We start from the raw sequence: 14706 nt of genomic DNA, 5'->3' as shown, positions 1-14706 counted from the left end.
GGCAGTCATGCGCGCCGGGCCGCGCAGCGTGCATGATCACATCAAGACACCCCTTGCCGCAGCCGCTATAACCGGCGCGCAAGAAACTTGGAGGAACCAGAATGATCTACGAAATGCGCGTCTACCATTGCCTGCCGGGCCGGCTGCCGGCGCTGCTCAAGCGCTTTGACACGGTCACGCTGAAGCTGTGGGAGAAGCACGGCATCCGGCAGGCGGGGTTCTTCACCACGCTGATCGGGTCGTCGAACCAGGAACTGACCTACTTCCTGGCGTGGGAATCGCTCGCCGAGCGCGAGAAGAAGTGGGCCGGCTTCATGAGCGATCCCGACTGGATCGATGCGCGTGCGAAGTCGGAAGCCGATGGCCAGATCATCGCCAATATCGTCAGCCAGTTCCTCGCCCCGACGGCGTTCTCCGCCGTGAAGTGACGGCCGGCCTCGCGCCGCGGCCCTGCTGCAACCCTGATATTCAGGGAGCAGGGCCGAATCGGGTTGATCGGGCGCGCATCGCCGCTATGGTCGCGCCGGAACGAGGATTTTGGTCTTGAGCGATAGCAATTCCGCGGCACCTGTCGTCACGGTCGGACCGGTCAGGTTCGGCAACGATCTGCCCATCTCGATCATCGCCGGCCCGTGCCAGCTCGAGAGCCGGCAGCATGCGCTTGAAGTGGCATCAGTGCTGAAGGAGATTGCGAGCCGGCTGAACATTGGGCTCGTCTACAAGACCTCGTTTGACAAGGCGAACCGCACCAGCGCATCCGCCCAGCGCGGTCTTGGGCTTGCGCAGTCACTGCCGATTTTTGCGGAAATCCGTTCCTCGTTCGGTCTGCCCGTGCTCACCGACGTGCACGAAGCGACGCAATGCGCCGAGGTGGCGCAGGCTGTGGACGTGCTCCAGATCCCGGCGTTTCTCTGCCGGCAAACCGATCTGCTGCTCGCGGCGGCCGCGACCGGCAAGGTCGTCAACGTCAAGAAGGGGCAGTTCCTGGCGCCGTGGGACATGGCGAATGTGGTCGCCAAGATCACCAGCGCCAACAATCCCAACGTGCTCGTCACCGAGCGCGGCGCCTCCTTTGGCTACAACACGCTGGTATCAGACATGCGCGCGCTGCCAATTCTGGCGCGCACCGGGGCGCCCGTGATCTTCGATGCCACCCATTCGGTGCAGCAGCCGGGCGGGAAGGGGGCATCCTCCGGCGGCGAGCGCGAATTCGTCCCGGTGCTGGCACGTGCCGCGGTCGCGGTCGGCGTCGCCGGCCTCTTCATCGAAACCCATCCCGATCCCGATTCCGCGCCGTCGGATGGGCCGAACATGGTGCCGTTGCGCGAGTTCGAAGGGCTGCTGCGCAGGCTGATGGCGTTCGACGCCGTCGCCAAGGGCAAAACATCCTGATGCATCAAACGGTGGCGCGGCCGCAGGATCAGCGCCTCCCGCCGGCGCTCAACGTCATATCCGGAGCGAGTTTCGCGGCGGCGCTGTCGGCGCGAGCGCTGGATCCGGTGCTGCCGCACATCGCCGAGGATCTCAGCGTCAACATCGCGACCGCCGCTGGCCTCGCCGCGGTCTTTGCCTTCACCTTTGCGATCATCCAGCCGGTGATCGGCGCGGCGGCCGACCTCTTCGGCAAGACGCGGCTGATGATCGGTTGCCTGGCGGTCCTGGGCCTCGCCAGCATTCTGGGCGCCTTGTCGACGTCGTTTCCGCTGTTGTTTGCCACCCGCATCCTCGCCGGCATCGGCTCGGGCGGCGTGTTTCCGATCGCGCTGAGCCTGACCAGCGATCTGGTCGGACCGGAGAAGCGCCAGGTTGCGATCGGCCGAACGCTGGCCGGCGCGATGACCGGCAATCTGCTCGGCGCGTCGGCGTCCGGTCTGATCGGCGATTTGCTCGGCTGGCGCGGCGTCCTTGCCGCGCTCGGCGTGCTCGTGATCGTGGCGTCGATTGCGGTCGCGGCCGGCTTCCGCGGCGCCAGGCTGAAGCATCCGCCGAGGACCAGCCTGTCCGCGCTCAAGACCGGCTATCGCACCATCTTCACCAACCCGAATGCGCCGATCTGCTATTCGGCCGTGTTCATCGAAGGTTGCTGCGTGCTCGGCCTGTTTCCCTACATCGCCTCATTCCTGTTCGATCTCGGCGAAACCTCGCTGTCGATCGCGGGCGTCGTCATCGCGGGCTTTGCGATCGGCGGACTGTTCTACACCTTAACCGTGTCGCTGCTTCTCCCGCGGCTCGGCGTCAAGGGCATGATGATCGCGGGCACCGTGCTGGTGGCCTCCCAACTCGTCGCGGTCGCCTTCGGTCCGCGCTGGGAATTGCAGTTGTTCAATCTCATGGTGATGGGGTTGGGCTTCTACATGGCGCATGGCTGCCTGCAGGTCTTTGCCAGCGAGCTCTCTGTCGAGGCGCGCGCCACCGCGCTCTCGCTGCATTCGTTCTTCTTCTTCATGGGCCAGACGGTCGGGCCGATCGCCTATGGTTTTGGCCTGGCCCATGGCGGCAAGGTCGCGACCCTTCTGACCGCCGCCGCCTGCATGATCGTGCTGGGCATCGCCTGTGCACGGCTGCTCCGGCAGCGGGCGCCGTCCGATGCCCGCATCTGAGGCCGCCGGGACGCAGAAACATGCCGCTTCTCCGTAGTCTCCGCAGTCGAACGGTAGCCAAATCCCGTCGATTTTAAATCAAATCTCACCTTTCGATCCCAGAGTGCCGGCAAGCCGCGGGGGCGCGGCGTCATTCTGTTGGATCATTCGATGCAAAAGCAGCGTTCGGTCGCCCGCATCCTCGGGGCTGTGGTCGGTTCTCTCGGGATCGTGCTCGTCGTCATCAGCGCCTATGCCCTTAAGCTGGCAGTCGGGCGCTATTCGGACAGCAACCGCATCGTGTCGCTCGCAGTCGCCAGCCGCGACCTGACCAACGCGCTGGTGGTGTTCCGCCTCGAACGCGGCGACACGCTCAGCCATCTGTCGGCCGCGGCGCCTGCGGCGGACAAGGTGTTGGCCGCGATCGCAGAGAACCGCTCCACGGCGACGAAGAACTACAATGAAGTGTTGCAGAGTCTCGGCTTGATCGAGTTGCCCGGCCTCGCCGAGCGTTTGGACAAGCTGCGCGGCATCTGGGCGCAGCTCGAAGAGCTGCGACCGCGCACCACGGCCGGGCTGCGTCAGGAGAAGACCGCACGCGAGGCCAGCCTGACACCCGCCTGGGCGAAGGCGAGCGATGCCTATATGGACGCGATCGGTGACGTCACCGCGCATGTGGACAATGCCATGACGCTGATCGATCCGGTCGTCGATCGCCTCGTGGTGGTCAAGCAGTCCGCCTGGCAGACCCGCGCGTCGCAAGGCCAGACCATCCTCATGCAGTTCAGCGCGATCCTGGCGGGGAAGAGCTGGGGAGCGCTCGAGGGCGTCGAGTTCGCCGACCTGCGCGGCCGCCTCCAACAATCCTGGAAGATCGTCCGTGACCTCAGCGCCAACGTCGCCGACGCCGCGCTGGAGCAGGCCATTCGCGACGCCGACTCGGCCGTTTCGGGTGCCCTGAACGAGGAGCGCAACGCGATCGCAGCGCGTCTGCTCAAAAACGAACCCGCCGGCGTCGCCGGTCTCGAGTACCGGGATCGCCAGCTCGGCGGCGCCGACAAGATCGTCATCGTGACCAAGTCCGCGCTCGCCAATATGATCGCGCGTGCGGAAGACGGTGCTTCGCGCGCCCGGCTCAGCCTGATCCTGTTCGGGCCGTTGCTGCCGGCCTCGCTCGCCCTCACGATCGGCGGCCTGCTCTTGATGCGCAACCGCGTGACGCGCCCGCTGACGGCGATCACCGGGGTCATGACCCGTTTTGCCGCCCATGATTTCGCAAGCGAGGTGCCCGGACTCGACCGCAACGACGAGATCGGCCGCATGGCGTCCGCCCTGCAGGTGTTCAAGGAGGCCATGATCAACGCCGAGCGCCTGTCGGGTGATCAGGCCGCTGAGCGCGCCGCCAAGGAAGCGCGCGCCGGCGAGCTTGCCGGCCTCGTCCGGCAGTTCGAAAGCCGTGTCGGCCAGATGGTGCAGACGCTGTCGGAGGCCTCCAACGACCTCGAAACGACGGCGCGCTCGATGTCGGGCACCGCGACCGAAGCGCAGGATCAGGCGGGCTCGGCCTCGAACCTCGCAGACCAGGTCGGCGGCGGCGTGCAGACCGTGGCGGCCGCGGCCGAGGAGCTCAACGCCTCCATCCGCGAGATCAACCGTCAGGTGGAACAGGCAACGCGCGCCACCGAGCAGGCGGTCGATACCGTCAAGGAGACCGACACCACGGTGCGCGCGCTCGCCGACGGCGCTGACCGTATCGGCGAAGTGATCGGGCTGATCACCTCGATCGCAGGCCAGACCAATCTTCTCGCGCTGAATGCGACCATCGAAGCCGCGCGCGCCGGCGAATCCGGCAGGGGTTTTGCGGTGGTGGCGAGCGAGGTGAAGAATTTGGCATCGCAGACCGCCAAGGCGACGGAGGAGATCAGCGCCCAGGTCACCCAGATCCAGGAGGCGACGCAGAAGGCGGTCTCCGCGATCGACGGCATCGTCAAGACCATCGAAGAGGTATCGAGCATCAACCGCGTCATCGCCTCGGCCGTGGAAGAGCAGAACAAGGCCACCGCCGAGATCGCCAGCACCGTGCAGCACACGGCGGAAGCGACCTCGACCGTGACGCGCAACATCGCGAACGTCTCGTCGGCCGCCAACGAGACCGGCCGCGCCGCAGCCGGTGTGCTCAAGGCCGCTGCGAATTTGTCGAACCAGTCAACCTCGCTGACATCAGAGGTCGACAGGTTCATCAGCAAGGTGCGCGCGGTGGCGTGAGCCGCCCAGCAGGTACGCCCCAGAAGACAGGCCCGTCGCAGTGCAGGCTGTGACGGGCCTTTGCTTTGAATATTGGCTCTCCCAGAAGGGAGCGGATCCCATCAGTGAACTACAAGAACCGGCACGCTTCCGTCCGCAAGAACCTCGGATGTTTGACTGCCCAAGAACAGTTTCCTGAAGCCACGGCGCCCATGAGAGCCCATGACGATCAAGTCACAACCTCTGGACTTCGCGGTTTCGATAATCGCATCCGCTGGGCGCGCATTCGGAACGTGCAAGAGTTCTGCAGATATCCCTATCTGCTCCGCCATTGATTGAGCTTCATCGAGCACCTTGCCCGCACGTTCCTTGCAGGCTGCGTCGAAGCGATCAACTTCTTGTTGCGTAGGAATCCAGCCTGAGTCGTGTCCGCCTCCATAGTCGATCGGCAGCGGTTCCGTAACGGTGATCACCGTCACCTCAGCGTTCAGGGCCTTTGCCAAAGCAATCCCATGCTTGATGCCTTTTCTCGCGACATCCGATCCATCCGTGCTCAAGAGAATATTGGCGTACATTCGGGGTCTCCCTTGCTCGTCGGGGCGTTCTCCCTAAAATTGTGATCGTCCCTTGTACTATGAGCGCATACTAGCGCTCAGGCGGCCGCGCGGACGGCCTGCCAGAGGTCCAGCACGTCCTGACGCGCGATGCCGCGGGTGATGAACACGATGCGCGAGCGCCTGTCGGCGTCGGGCCATTTGGCGAGCGCCACCGGCGGATGGAAGACATGGTGGACGCCGTGGATCGCGACCGGCGTCGCTTCATCGCGGAGGTTCAGGATTCCCTTGACCCGCAGCAGATCCTCTCCGCGCGTGGCGCGCAAATGCGTCAGCCAGTGCGACACCGCCATCCAGTCGAGGGGATCGTCGAATGCGATCATGAAGCTGGCGATCGAGGCATCGTGGCTGTGATGGTCGTGATGCGTGTGGTGATCGTGATCGTGGTGATGGCCGCGCTCATGCGCTGCCTCGATGACCCCGGTGAACGCCTGTTCGTTGAGCCAGCGCTCGATGTCGGCGGTTTTCTTTTCGGGATCGACGAGGGCCGCGCCAAACAGTTGCGCCGGATCGATCTCGCCATGCATCACGCTGTCGATGCTGGCGCCCGGATTGAGCCGTCGCACGCGCAGCTCAAGTGCGTCAATGTTGTTGACCAAATCGCGTTTGGTGATCAGCAGCCGGTCGGCGAGCGCCACCTGCTTCACGGCCTCGTACTGCCGGTCGAGCTGGCGCGCTGCGTTGACTGCGTCGACCGTCGTCACCACGGTGTCCAGCCGCACGAAATGTGAAACCAATGGATTGTTCAGCAGCAACTGAACGATGGGGGCGGGGTCCGCAAGCCCCGTCGTCTCGACCAAAATCCTGCGGAACGGCGGCACCTCGCCGCGATCGCGGCGCACCAGCAGCGCGCGTAGCGTCTCCTCCAGATCGCTGCGGATAGTGCAGCAAATACAACCACTCGCGAGCACTGCAACCTCGCCGTCGACGCGCTCGACCAGGAGGTGATCGAGACCGACCTCGCCGTATTCGTTGATGATGACGGCGCTGTCCTTCATGGCGTCGTGGCGCAGCAGGCGGTTGAGCAGCGTGGTCTTGCCGCTGCCGAGAAACCCGGTGATCAGCGATACGGGAAGCCGCTCGGCGGATTTGTCGCTCTCGAACAGGCTCATCGGCGTCCTCAACCTCTGGTCTTATTTTTGTCGCGGAACAACAGCCTAATGAAGGACGAACCGGCCGAAAATAAGATTCTAAGCCCGGTCTACCGGGCGCAACCTGGGAGGAAGCGATGGACCAAATCAAGGGAGACGAAATCAAGGGAGACGACGAGAAAGGCGGGATGGCGACGACTGATCGCCGAACCCTGCTTCGCACGGCGGGCCTCGCCGGCGCGGCGGGCGCTGCGCTCGCGGGGTCGATGCACGGCAAGTTTTCGCTCGCGCCGATCACCGAGGCGCAGGCACAGACGGCAGTCTCGATGCCCAAGGGCGTCGACAAGCCATGGTGGCCGTCGAAATGGGGCAAGGATGACGAGTCAGGTGCATCGAACCACATGACGCCCGCGAAGGTGCTCGACGCGGCGAAGTGGATCAAGGACGGCAAGATCTACAAGATCGGCCGCGTCTATGAGCAGGGTATGCCGCTTTTCGGCGCGCGCGCGTTCTCGCTACGCATTCCCGGCGGACCGACCGGCGGGCCGTTCGGCGACAACAAGCTGGTGTATCACGACGAGTTTCTCGCCACCGAGATCGGCCAGACCGGCACGCAGTTCGACGGCCTCGGCCATATCGGCATCCAGATGGGCAAGGACGGCGACAGGAGCGAGATGCGGTTCTACAACGGCTTCACCGCCCAGGAGATCAGTGACGCCTACGGTCTGAAGAAGCTCGGCGTTGAAAAGCTCAAGCCCATCTTCACCCGCGCCCATCTCATTGACATGGTCGCGCTCAAGGGCGGGATGATGGATGCCGGCCAGGAGATCACCTCGGCCGACATCAAGGCGGCGCTGGCGAAGCAGAACATCGCCGAGAGCGACATCAAGCCGGGAGACGCCATCATGTTTCACACCGGCTGGGGCTCGCTCTGGATGAAGAACAATGATCGCTTCAACAGTGGAGAGCCGGGCATCGGCCTCGACGCCGCGAAATGGGTGATCGAGAAGGACCTCGCGCTCACGGCCGCCGATACATGGGCGGTCGAGGTGGTGCCCAATCCCGACAAGTCGCTCGCCTTCGTGGTTCATGCCGAATTGCAAACCAAGCATGGCATTCACAACCACGAGAACCTGATCTTCGACGATCTGATCGCCGACAAGAAGTATCAGTTCGTCTATTCCTTCACCCCGGCGCCCATCAAGGGCGCCACGGGAAGCAATGGCTGTCCGATCGCGATCACGTGATCAGGGAGCACTGGCTGCGTGGGCGGACCTGCCGCCCACGCACCTGCGACAATCTGGTCCAGTCGGGGCAATCGCACTCGCGACGCCGTGAAGTCGTTTCGTCGTTCATGTTCCGGCGAAGTACCAGCGCGCCGGGACGAAGCCATTTTGCGAGCGCAACGACATCGCATCAAAGCACGGGCGGCTTACTCTCCGTTGCTAGTCCCATTGAGGGAGAAGCGACATGTGGTTCCATGAGAGTCTTGCCGCACCAATTGTTATTCTGAGTTTCTCCGCCGCGAGCATCGCTACGCTCGTCATGATTGGCGCCTGGTGAGCACGGCGGCCCGGTTTGTCATCATGCGTGAAGAATTCACCTCTTTCGGCTTTCTTGCGGTGGCGCTGGCAGGCGTTGCGCTGCTCTGCTCGGGGCTTCTGGCCCTGGCCCTCGTCTGACGGACGGCTTAACCCCGCCCGCGATAGGGCGCGACGCCTTGCTCCGGCACCCAGAGGCCCTTCGGCACCCTGCCGGTTTGCCAGAACACGTCGATCGGGATGCCGCCGCGCGGATACCAGTAGCCACCGATGCGCAACCACTTTGGCTTGATCTCGGTAGTGATGCGCTTGCCGATCATCACGGTGCAATCCTCGTGGAAGGCGCCGTGATTGCGAAAGCTCGCGATGTAGAGTTTCAGCGACTTCGACTCCAGCAGCCACTGGCCGGGTGCGTAGTCGATCATCAGATGCGCGAAATCCGGCTGGCCCGTGACCGGGCAGAGCGAGGTGAATTCGGGCACGGTGAAACGCACCAGATAGTCGGTACCCTTCTGCGGATTGGGCACGCGGTCGAGCTGGGCTTCTTCCGGCGTATGCGGCCATTCCACCGCGCGGCCGAGCTGGAGGGATTTTTTCGCCATCGTTTGTCGTCCTTTGTCGCGCTGACATGGACGTAAGCGATGGCTGCCGTCAACCCGAGGCAATCGTCTGGATCAGGACGATCCGGTCGTTGCCGGACTCGCAGCCCCAGAGCTCACCGGGGCGGCCGTCGAGCTGGCGGACGTTGGCATTGGCGCGGTCGCTCGGGAAGCTCGTGAAATTCTCCGTCCCGGGGTCGAACCGCACGATCGCATTGGCTGAGAAGTCCGTCAGCCAGACCTTGTCCTTGTCGTCGACGAAGACCGCGTAGGTGCGGGGACGTTCGCCCGGTAGCTTCCAGCTTTTCCAGGAGCTGTCGGCGGGATCGTGCACCGACACATGTCCGCTATTCCACTCGCTGACCCAGATCCGGCCCTTGGAATCCGACCACACCCGCCGCGCGCCCTGGCTCGGCGTGGGCGGCTGAACGACGGTGGCATTGCCGGTCGCAAGATCGATCTTGCCGATGTAGCTGCCGGCGAGCGAGGCGTACCAGATGTCGCCCTTGGGCGTCACGGTGATGCCATAAGGGCCGACGCCCTTCGGCGCCTTGAACACGTCCATCGCGCCGGACTTTGGCTCGAGCCGGCCGTAGTAGCCGGACTGGCCGGTGAACCAGTAGGTGCCGGCCTTGTCGAATACGCCGGTATTGAGGTTGGCGGCAGCGAATTTTTCGGGCAGGCGGAACAGGGAGACCTTGAGGTCATCAGGGTCGACCCGCGCGATTGCGTTCTGGCCGCCCTCGGTGATCCAGGGCGCGCCGTCCGGCCCGATGGTCACACCGTGGGGGGCTGCGCCCTGACCAAGGCTGACCGTCCTATGCGAGCCGTCCCTGGGATCGAGCTTGCCCAGCATGCCCTTGCCCTGGGCCGTGAACCAGACCGTGCCGTCGGGGGCGGGGGTGAGGTCGTGCAGGCCAATGCCGGCGCTGATCGGGTAGTATTTTGTCCGGAACGGGCCTTCCTGGGCAAAGCCTGGCCGAACCGCGAGGAGGGCGGCGCCGGAGACGAGAAACTGGCGGCGATTCATTGCGTTACCCCGACTGTTTCAGTTTGCGGTTCGACACGCAGATCAACCGGGTGAAAGCATAAACCTGCGCTCTTCACCCGTCAGGCGAGGGGCGCAGGCTAAGCGTTCACATTTGCTTGCTCTCCGTGTAAGACCCGCGGCGAAACGATCCGCCCCACACGACTTCAAAAGACCTGTCTCTTCAAAAGACCTGCCTCAAACGAACGGAAGCGCAATATGACCGCCATTGTCGACATCATCGGCCGCGAAATCCTGGACAGCCGTGGCAATCCCACCGTCGAGGTTGACGTCGTGCTGGAGGACGGTTCGCTCGGCCGCGCCGCGGTGCCCTCCGGCGCCTCCACCGGTGCCCATGAGGCGGTGGAGCTGCGCGACGGTGACAAGGCCCGCTATGTCGGCAAGGGCGTTCAAAAGGCGGTCGGCGCCGTCAATGGCGAGATCTTTGAGGCGCTCAGCGGCATCGATGCCGAGCACCAGGTCCAGATCGACCAGATCATGATCGACCTCGACGGCACACCGAACAAGAGCCGTCTCGGCGCCAACGCCATCCTCGGCGTGTCGCTGGCCTGCGCCAAGGCCGCCGCCAACTCGCTCGACATGCCGCTCTATCGTTATGTCGGCGGCACCTCGGCCCGCGTGCTGCCGGTGCCGATGATGAACATCATCAATGGCGGCGTGCACGCCGACAATCCGATCGATTTTCAGGAGTTCATGATCCTGCCGGTCGGTGCCAAGAGCTTTGCCGAAGGCCTGCGCTGCGGCGCTGAAATCTTCCACACGCTGAAGTCCGAGCTGAAGAAGGCCGGCCACAACACCAATGTCGGCGACGAGGGCGGCTTTGCGCCGAACCTGCCGTCGGCGGACGCGGCGCTGGAGTTCGTCATGAACGCCATCAACAAGGCCGGCTACAAGGCGGGTGGTGATGTCATGATCGGGCTCGACTGCGCCTCGACCGAGTTCTTCAAGGACGGCAAATACGTCTACGAAGGCGAGGGCAAGACGCGCTCGATCTCGGAGCAGGCAAAGTATCTCGCCGACCTCGTCGCGCGCTATCCGATCGTCACCATCGAGGATGGCATGTCGGAAGACGACATGGATGGCTGGAAGGAGCTGACCGATCTCATCGGCAAGAAGTGCCAGCTCGTCGGCGACGATCTCTTCGTCACCAACGTCAAGCGCCTCTCCGAGGGCATCAAGGCCGGCCGTGCCAACTCGATCCTGATCAAGGTCAACCAGATCGGCACGCTGACCGAGACGCTCGCCGCCGTCGAGATGGCGCACAAGGCCGGCTACACCTCGGTCATGTCGCACCGGTCCGGCGAGACCGAGGATTCCACCATCGCCGATCTCGCGGTCGCCACCAATTGCGGGCAGATCAAGACCGGCTCCCTTGCACGCTCCGATCGCACCGCTAAATACAACCAGCTCCTGCGCATCGAGCAGCAGCTCGGCAAGCAGGCACTCTACGCCGGCAAGTCGGCGCTGAAGGCGCTGGCGTAAACGACGACAAAACAAGCACCAGGGAGGATCCACATGAGCGACGGCAACAGCGGACTGCAACTGCGTTCGCTGCTCAAGAATAGCGGCGAACTCGAATTGTCCCTGGTGAGCGTGCCGACGCCGGAGCCGGCCGATGACGAGGTCGTGGTCCGCGTCGAGGCGACGCCGATCAACCCGTCCGACCTCGGGCTCTTGATCGGCCCCGCCGACATGTCGGCCGCGCAGGTGTCCGGCACCAAGGATCAGCCCGTGGTCACCGCAAAGATGCCGGAGGCCGCGATGCGGATGATGGCCGCGCGGCTCGATCAGTCGCTGCCGGTCGGCAACGAAGGCGCCGGCACTGTCATCGAGACCGGATCATCGGACGCCGCAAAAGCGCTGATGGGCAAGATGGTCTCGATGATCGGTGGTGCGATGTACACGCAATACCGCGTCCTCAAGGTCCGCGACGTCATGGAGCTGCCGCCCGGCACGACGGCGGCCGACGGCGCGTCGTGGTTCGTCAATCCGCTGACCGCGCTCGGCATGACCGAGACGATGCGGCGGGAGAACCACAAGGCGCTGGTGCATACCGCGGCGGCTTCGAACCTCGGCCAAATGCTCAACAAGATCTGCATCAAGGACGGCATCGGCCTCGTCAACATCGTGCGCAGCAAGGAGCAGGCCGACATCCTGCACAAGATCGGCGCCAAATACGTCGTCGATTCCACCGCAGCCAGCTTCCTGGACGATCTCACCAATGCGCTGGTGGAGACCGGCGCCACGATCGCCTTCGACGCCATCGGCGGCGGCAAGCTTGCGAGCCAGATCCTCACGGCGATGGAGGTCGCGGCCAACAAGACCGCCAAAGAGTACAGCCGCTACGGCTCGAACGTGTACAAGCAGGTCTACATCTACGGCGCCCTCGACACCCGTCCGACCGAGCTCAGCCGCTCCTTCGGCCTGACCTGGGGCGTCGGCGGCTGGCTGCTCACGCCGTTCCTGCAGAAGATCGGCCCAGCCGAGATCGGCCGGCTGCGCCAGCGCGTGGCCTCCGAGCTCAAGACCACCTTCGCCAGCCACTACACCCGCGTGGTGTCGCTGCCGGAAACGCTCGATCTCGCCAACATCGCCGTGTACGGCAAACGCGCGACCGGCGAAAAATTCCTTATCAACCCAAATAAATCTTCGTGATGTCCGGCAGGGCATGATCCAAAAGAGGGCTTGCCTTCTGAGCGAAGCGGAACAACATTCGCGCCGCAATTGAAAGCGGGAAAACCGCAATGCTCAGAAGGGGACAAGCCCATGATCGAACTGAATCGCCGTCACATGCTTGCGGGCGCTGCGGCGCTCGGCGCAGCCGCGATCACGCGGTTGGGAACGACGCCCGCCAGTGCCGCAGTGCCGCAAAGCGGCATTCAGGCGCCGGGCTTCTATCGCTACAAGGTTGGCTCGTTCGAGTGCACCTCGATCAATGACGGCGCACGCACGTTCCCGATGCCCGACAAATTCGTGACCAACGTGCCGAAGGAAGAGGCGCTCGCCGCCGGCGATGCCGCCTACATGCCGAAGGGCATGGTCACCGTGCCGTTCAATCCGCAGCTCATCAACACAGGCAGCAAGCTCGTCCTGATCGACAGCGGCAATGGCGCGGCCAATTTCGAAGCGAGCAAGGGCGCAGTCGGCCGCACGCTTCAGAACCTGGCGGCAGCGGGCGTCGATCCCAAGAGCATCGACGTCGTGCTGCTCTCGCATCTGCATCCCGACCACACCAACGGCATCCGTCTCGCCGACGGCGGCCTTGCCTTCCCGAATGCCGAGATCATGGTGCCGGTGAAGGATTGGGAGTTCTGGGCGAGCGAGGAGAATGCGGCCAAGGCTCCGAACGACATGATGAAGAACTACTTCGCCAACGTGAAGAAGACCTTTGCCGGTCTGGAGTCCAAGGTGACGAAGTACGAATGGGGCAAGGAGGTCGCGCCCGGCATCACCTCGATCGCGACGCCCGGTCATACGCCCGGCCACACGTCCTTTGCGGTGGCATCCGGCGATGCCAAGGTCCTGATCCAGTCTGATGTGACCAACATTCCGGAGTTCTTCCTGCGCAATCCGGACTGGCACGTGGTGTTCGACAACGATCCCGCCATGGCGCAGGCGACCCGCCACAAGTTCTACGATATGGCGGCGGCGGAGAAGGCGACCGTCGTCGGCTTCCACTTCACCTTCCCCTCGGTCGGCCATGTCGAGAAGGACGGCGCCAAATATCGCCTCATCCCCTCGCTCTGGAATCCGACGCTCTGAGCGGAAGCGCGATCGCCATATGAGGCATCAGGCCGCCATTTGGCGGCCTGATCGTTTTGGGGGAGGTTCGTTTTCGGGAAACGCTGCGTTTCCAAAACGTGTCGGTCCATGCACTTGCATCCATTGGCCGGGATGGCTTATGTGCCTCACCGGTATTCCGCTGGAGTTTGAGGACACAAATGGCCCATCACATCGTCACGATCGTCGGCAGCCTGCGCAAGGAAAGCTTTTCGCTGAAGATCGCCAACGCCTTCGCAAAGCTCGCGCCGAGCTCGCTCTCGCTCGAGGTCGTCACGCCTGCGGGCATCTCGTTCTTCAACCAGGACCTCGAGGGCGCACCGCCCGCCGACTGGCTCGCGTTCCGCGAAAAGCTTCAGAAGTCGAACGGCGTGCTGTTCGTCACCCCAGAATACAATCGCTCGATTCCGGGCGTGCTCAAGAACGCCATCGACGTCGCCTCGCGCCCCTACGGCAAGAGCTCATTCCTCGGCAAGCCGGTCGGCATCGTCTCCAACTCGCCGGGACCGCTCGGCGGCGTCAGCGCGGCCAAGCATCTGCAGAACATCCTGCCCGGCATCGCCGGCCCGATCCTGCAGCAGCCGGAGGTCTACCTCAACGGCGTCGGCGACGCCTTCGACGCGGCCGGCAACCTGACCAAGGACGCGCTGAAGACCGTGCTCCAGCAGTACATCGACGCCTTCGCCGCGCATGTGGCGAAGAACCAGGGCTGAGCTTTTCTGAGGTTATTCCGGGGCGATGCAGGGCATCGAACCCGGAATCTCGAGATTCCGGGTTCGGCTCTTCGAGCCGCCCCGGAATGACGACGTGTGTTGAATTAGCACTCCGTTAACCGACCTGTTCGATCTTGGCTGTTATGGTCACCCGTGCCCGCCTCAAATCGATTCTAACCGGCCTTGCCCTTTACACGATTGCGGCAGCGATCGTCGGCTATTTCGGCATCAACGCCTATACCGGCAAATACGGCCTGAACGCTCGGCAGGAGCTCGACCAGGAGATCATCGCCCTGACCTCCGAGCTGGCGCGGCTAAAGCGGGAGCGGGCCGAGGGCGAGCAGCGGGTGTCGCTGCTGCGCGCGGACAAGATCGACCCCGACATGCTGGACGAGCGGGCGCGCTACCAGCTCCAATATGTCAACCCGCACGATCTGGTTCGGATGATCAACCAGAACTAACGCCTCACGCCTTCCGAAACCGAAGTCGAAAGCCGC

15 protein-coding genes are annotated in these 14706 nt (G+C 63.8%); 11 read left to right on the top strand and 4 right to left on the bottom strand.

What is annotated here, in order from left to right; all coding sequences use genetic code 11:
* Window positions 1-101: 101 nt before the first annotated feature.
* The 4 genes from KUF59_RS24615 (at window position 102) to KUF59_RS24600 (ending at window position 4844) form a co-directional block, all read left to right on the top strand.
* On the top strand, window positions 102-428 hold the full coding sequence (locus KUF59_RS24615; protein ID WP_212459659.1) for an NIPSNAP family protein: 327 nt from the start codon (window positions 102-104) through the stop codon (window positions 426-428).
* Between the two features lie 115 nt (window positions 429-543).
* Entirely contained in the window at window positions 544-1392 is an 849-nt protein-coding gene (gene kdsA, locus KUF59_RS24610) for a 3-deoxy-8-phosphooctulonate synthase (protein ID WP_212459660.1), read from the top strand.
* A complete protein-coding gene (locus tag KUF59_RS24605) occupies window positions 1392-2600 on the top strand; it encodes an MFS transporter (RefSeq protein WP_212459661.1) in 1209 nt (402 codons plus the stop codon). The genes kdsA and KUF59_RS24605 overlap by 1 nt, the downstream gene beginning before the upstream one ends.
* 150 nt (window positions 2601-2750) lie before the next feature.
* Window positions 2751-4844, top strand: a complete 2094-nt coding sequence (locus KUF59_RS24600; protein WP_212459662.1) for a methyl-accepting chemotaxis protein — start codon at window positions 2751-2753, stop codon at window positions 4842-4844.
* 101 nt (window positions 4845-4945) lie between these two features.
* Here KUF59_RS24600 and KUF59_RS24595 read toward each other — a convergent pair whose 3' ends face one another.
* Window positions 4946-5398 (bottom strand): universal stress protein, encoded by a 453-nt coding sequence (locus KUF59_RS24595; protein WP_212459663.1) that lies wholly within the window; start codon window positions 5396-5398, stop codon window positions 4946-4948.
* Between the two features lie 77 nt (window positions 5399-5475).
* Window positions 5476-6549 carry a CobW family GTP-binding protein gene (locus KUF59_RS24590; RefSeq protein ID WP_212459664.1) on the bottom strand — a complete coding sequence of 358 codons (1074 nt, stop codon included), beginning with the start codon at window positions 6547-6549 and terminating at the stop codon, window positions 5476-5478.
* 116 nt (window positions 6550-6665) lie between these two features.
* Here KUF59_RS24590 and KUF59_RS24585 point away from each other — a divergent pair, with 116 nt between their 5' ends.
* Both KUF59_RS24585 and KUF59_RS24580 read left to right on the top strand, forming a co-directional pair.
* Window positions 6666-7775 (top strand): cyclase family protein, encoded by a 1110-nt coding sequence (locus tag KUF59_RS24585; RefSeq protein WP_212459665.1) that lies wholly within the window; start codon window positions 6666-6668, stop codon window positions 7773-7775.
* Between the two features lie 312 nt (window positions 7776-8087).
* Complete coding sequence (locus KUF59_RS24580) at window positions 8088-8210, top strand: hypothetical protein (protein WP_258767208.1); 123 nt, start codon at window positions 8088-8090, stop codon at window positions 8208-8210.
* A gap of 8 nt (window positions 8211-8218) precedes the next feature.
* On the opposite strand, the gene queF is transcribed toward KUF59_RS24580, so the two are convergent.
* Window positions 8219-8671, bottom strand: a complete 453-nt coding sequence (gene queF / locus KUF59_RS24575) for a preQ(1) synthase (RefSeq protein WP_212459666.1) — start codon at window positions 8669-8671, stop codon at window positions 8219-8221.
* A gap of 49 nt (window positions 8672-8720) precedes the next feature.
* Complete coding sequence (locus KUF59_RS24570) at window positions 8721-9698, bottom strand: Vgb family protein (RefSeq protein WP_212459667.1); 978 nt, start codon at window positions 9696-9698, stop codon at window positions 8721-8723.
* A gap of 216 nt (window positions 9699-9914) precedes the next feature.
* Between KUF59_RS24570 and eno the strand changes: the two genes are divergently transcribed.
* The 5 genes from eno to KUF59_RS24545 all read left to right on the top strand — a co-directional run bounded on the left by eno (window position 9915) and on the right by KUF59_RS24545 (window position 14670).
* Window positions 9915-11198 carry a phosphopyruvate hydratase gene (gene eno / locus KUF59_RS24565; protein ID WP_212459668.1) on the top strand — a complete coding sequence of 428 codons (1284 nt, stop codon included), beginning with the start codon at window positions 9915-9917 and terminating at the stop codon, window positions 11196-11198.
* Between the two features lie 33 nt (window positions 11199-11231).
* A complete protein-coding gene (locus KUF59_RS24560; RefSeq protein WP_212459669.1) occupies window positions 11232-12371 on the top strand; it encodes a zinc-binding dehydrogenase in 1140 nt (379 codons plus the stop codon).
* 111 nt (window positions 12372-12482) lie between these two features.
* Window positions 12483-13478 carry an MBL fold metallo-hydrolase gene (locus KUF59_RS24555; RefSeq protein WP_212459670.1) on the top strand — a complete coding sequence of 332 codons (996 nt, stop codon included), beginning with the start codon at window positions 12483-12485 and terminating at the stop codon, window positions 13476-13478.
* Between the two features lie 179 nt (window positions 13479-13657).
* Window positions 13658-14209 (top strand): NADPH-dependent FMN reductase, encoded by a 552-nt coding sequence (locus tag KUF59_RS24550; RefSeq protein WP_212459671.1) that lies wholly within the window; start codon window positions 13658-13660, stop codon window positions 14207-14209.
* A 143-nt stretch (window positions 14210-14352) separates the two neighbouring features.
* Window positions 14353-14670, top strand: coding sequence for an FtsB family cell division protein (locus KUF59_RS24545; RefSeq protein WP_212459672.1), 318 nt, complete (start codon window positions 14353-14355; stop codon window positions 14668-14670).
* Window positions 14671-14706 lie beyond the last annotated feature (36 nt).

The organism is Bradyrhizobium arachidis (genome assembly GCF_024758505.1).
Classification (GTDB): Bacteria; Pseudomonadota; Alphaproteobacteria; order Rhizobiales; family Xanthobacteraceae; genus Bradyrhizobium; species Bradyrhizobium manausense_C.
Note: the sequence above shows the minus strand (reverse complement) of the source record. Positions and strands in the feature narration are given on the sequence as shown.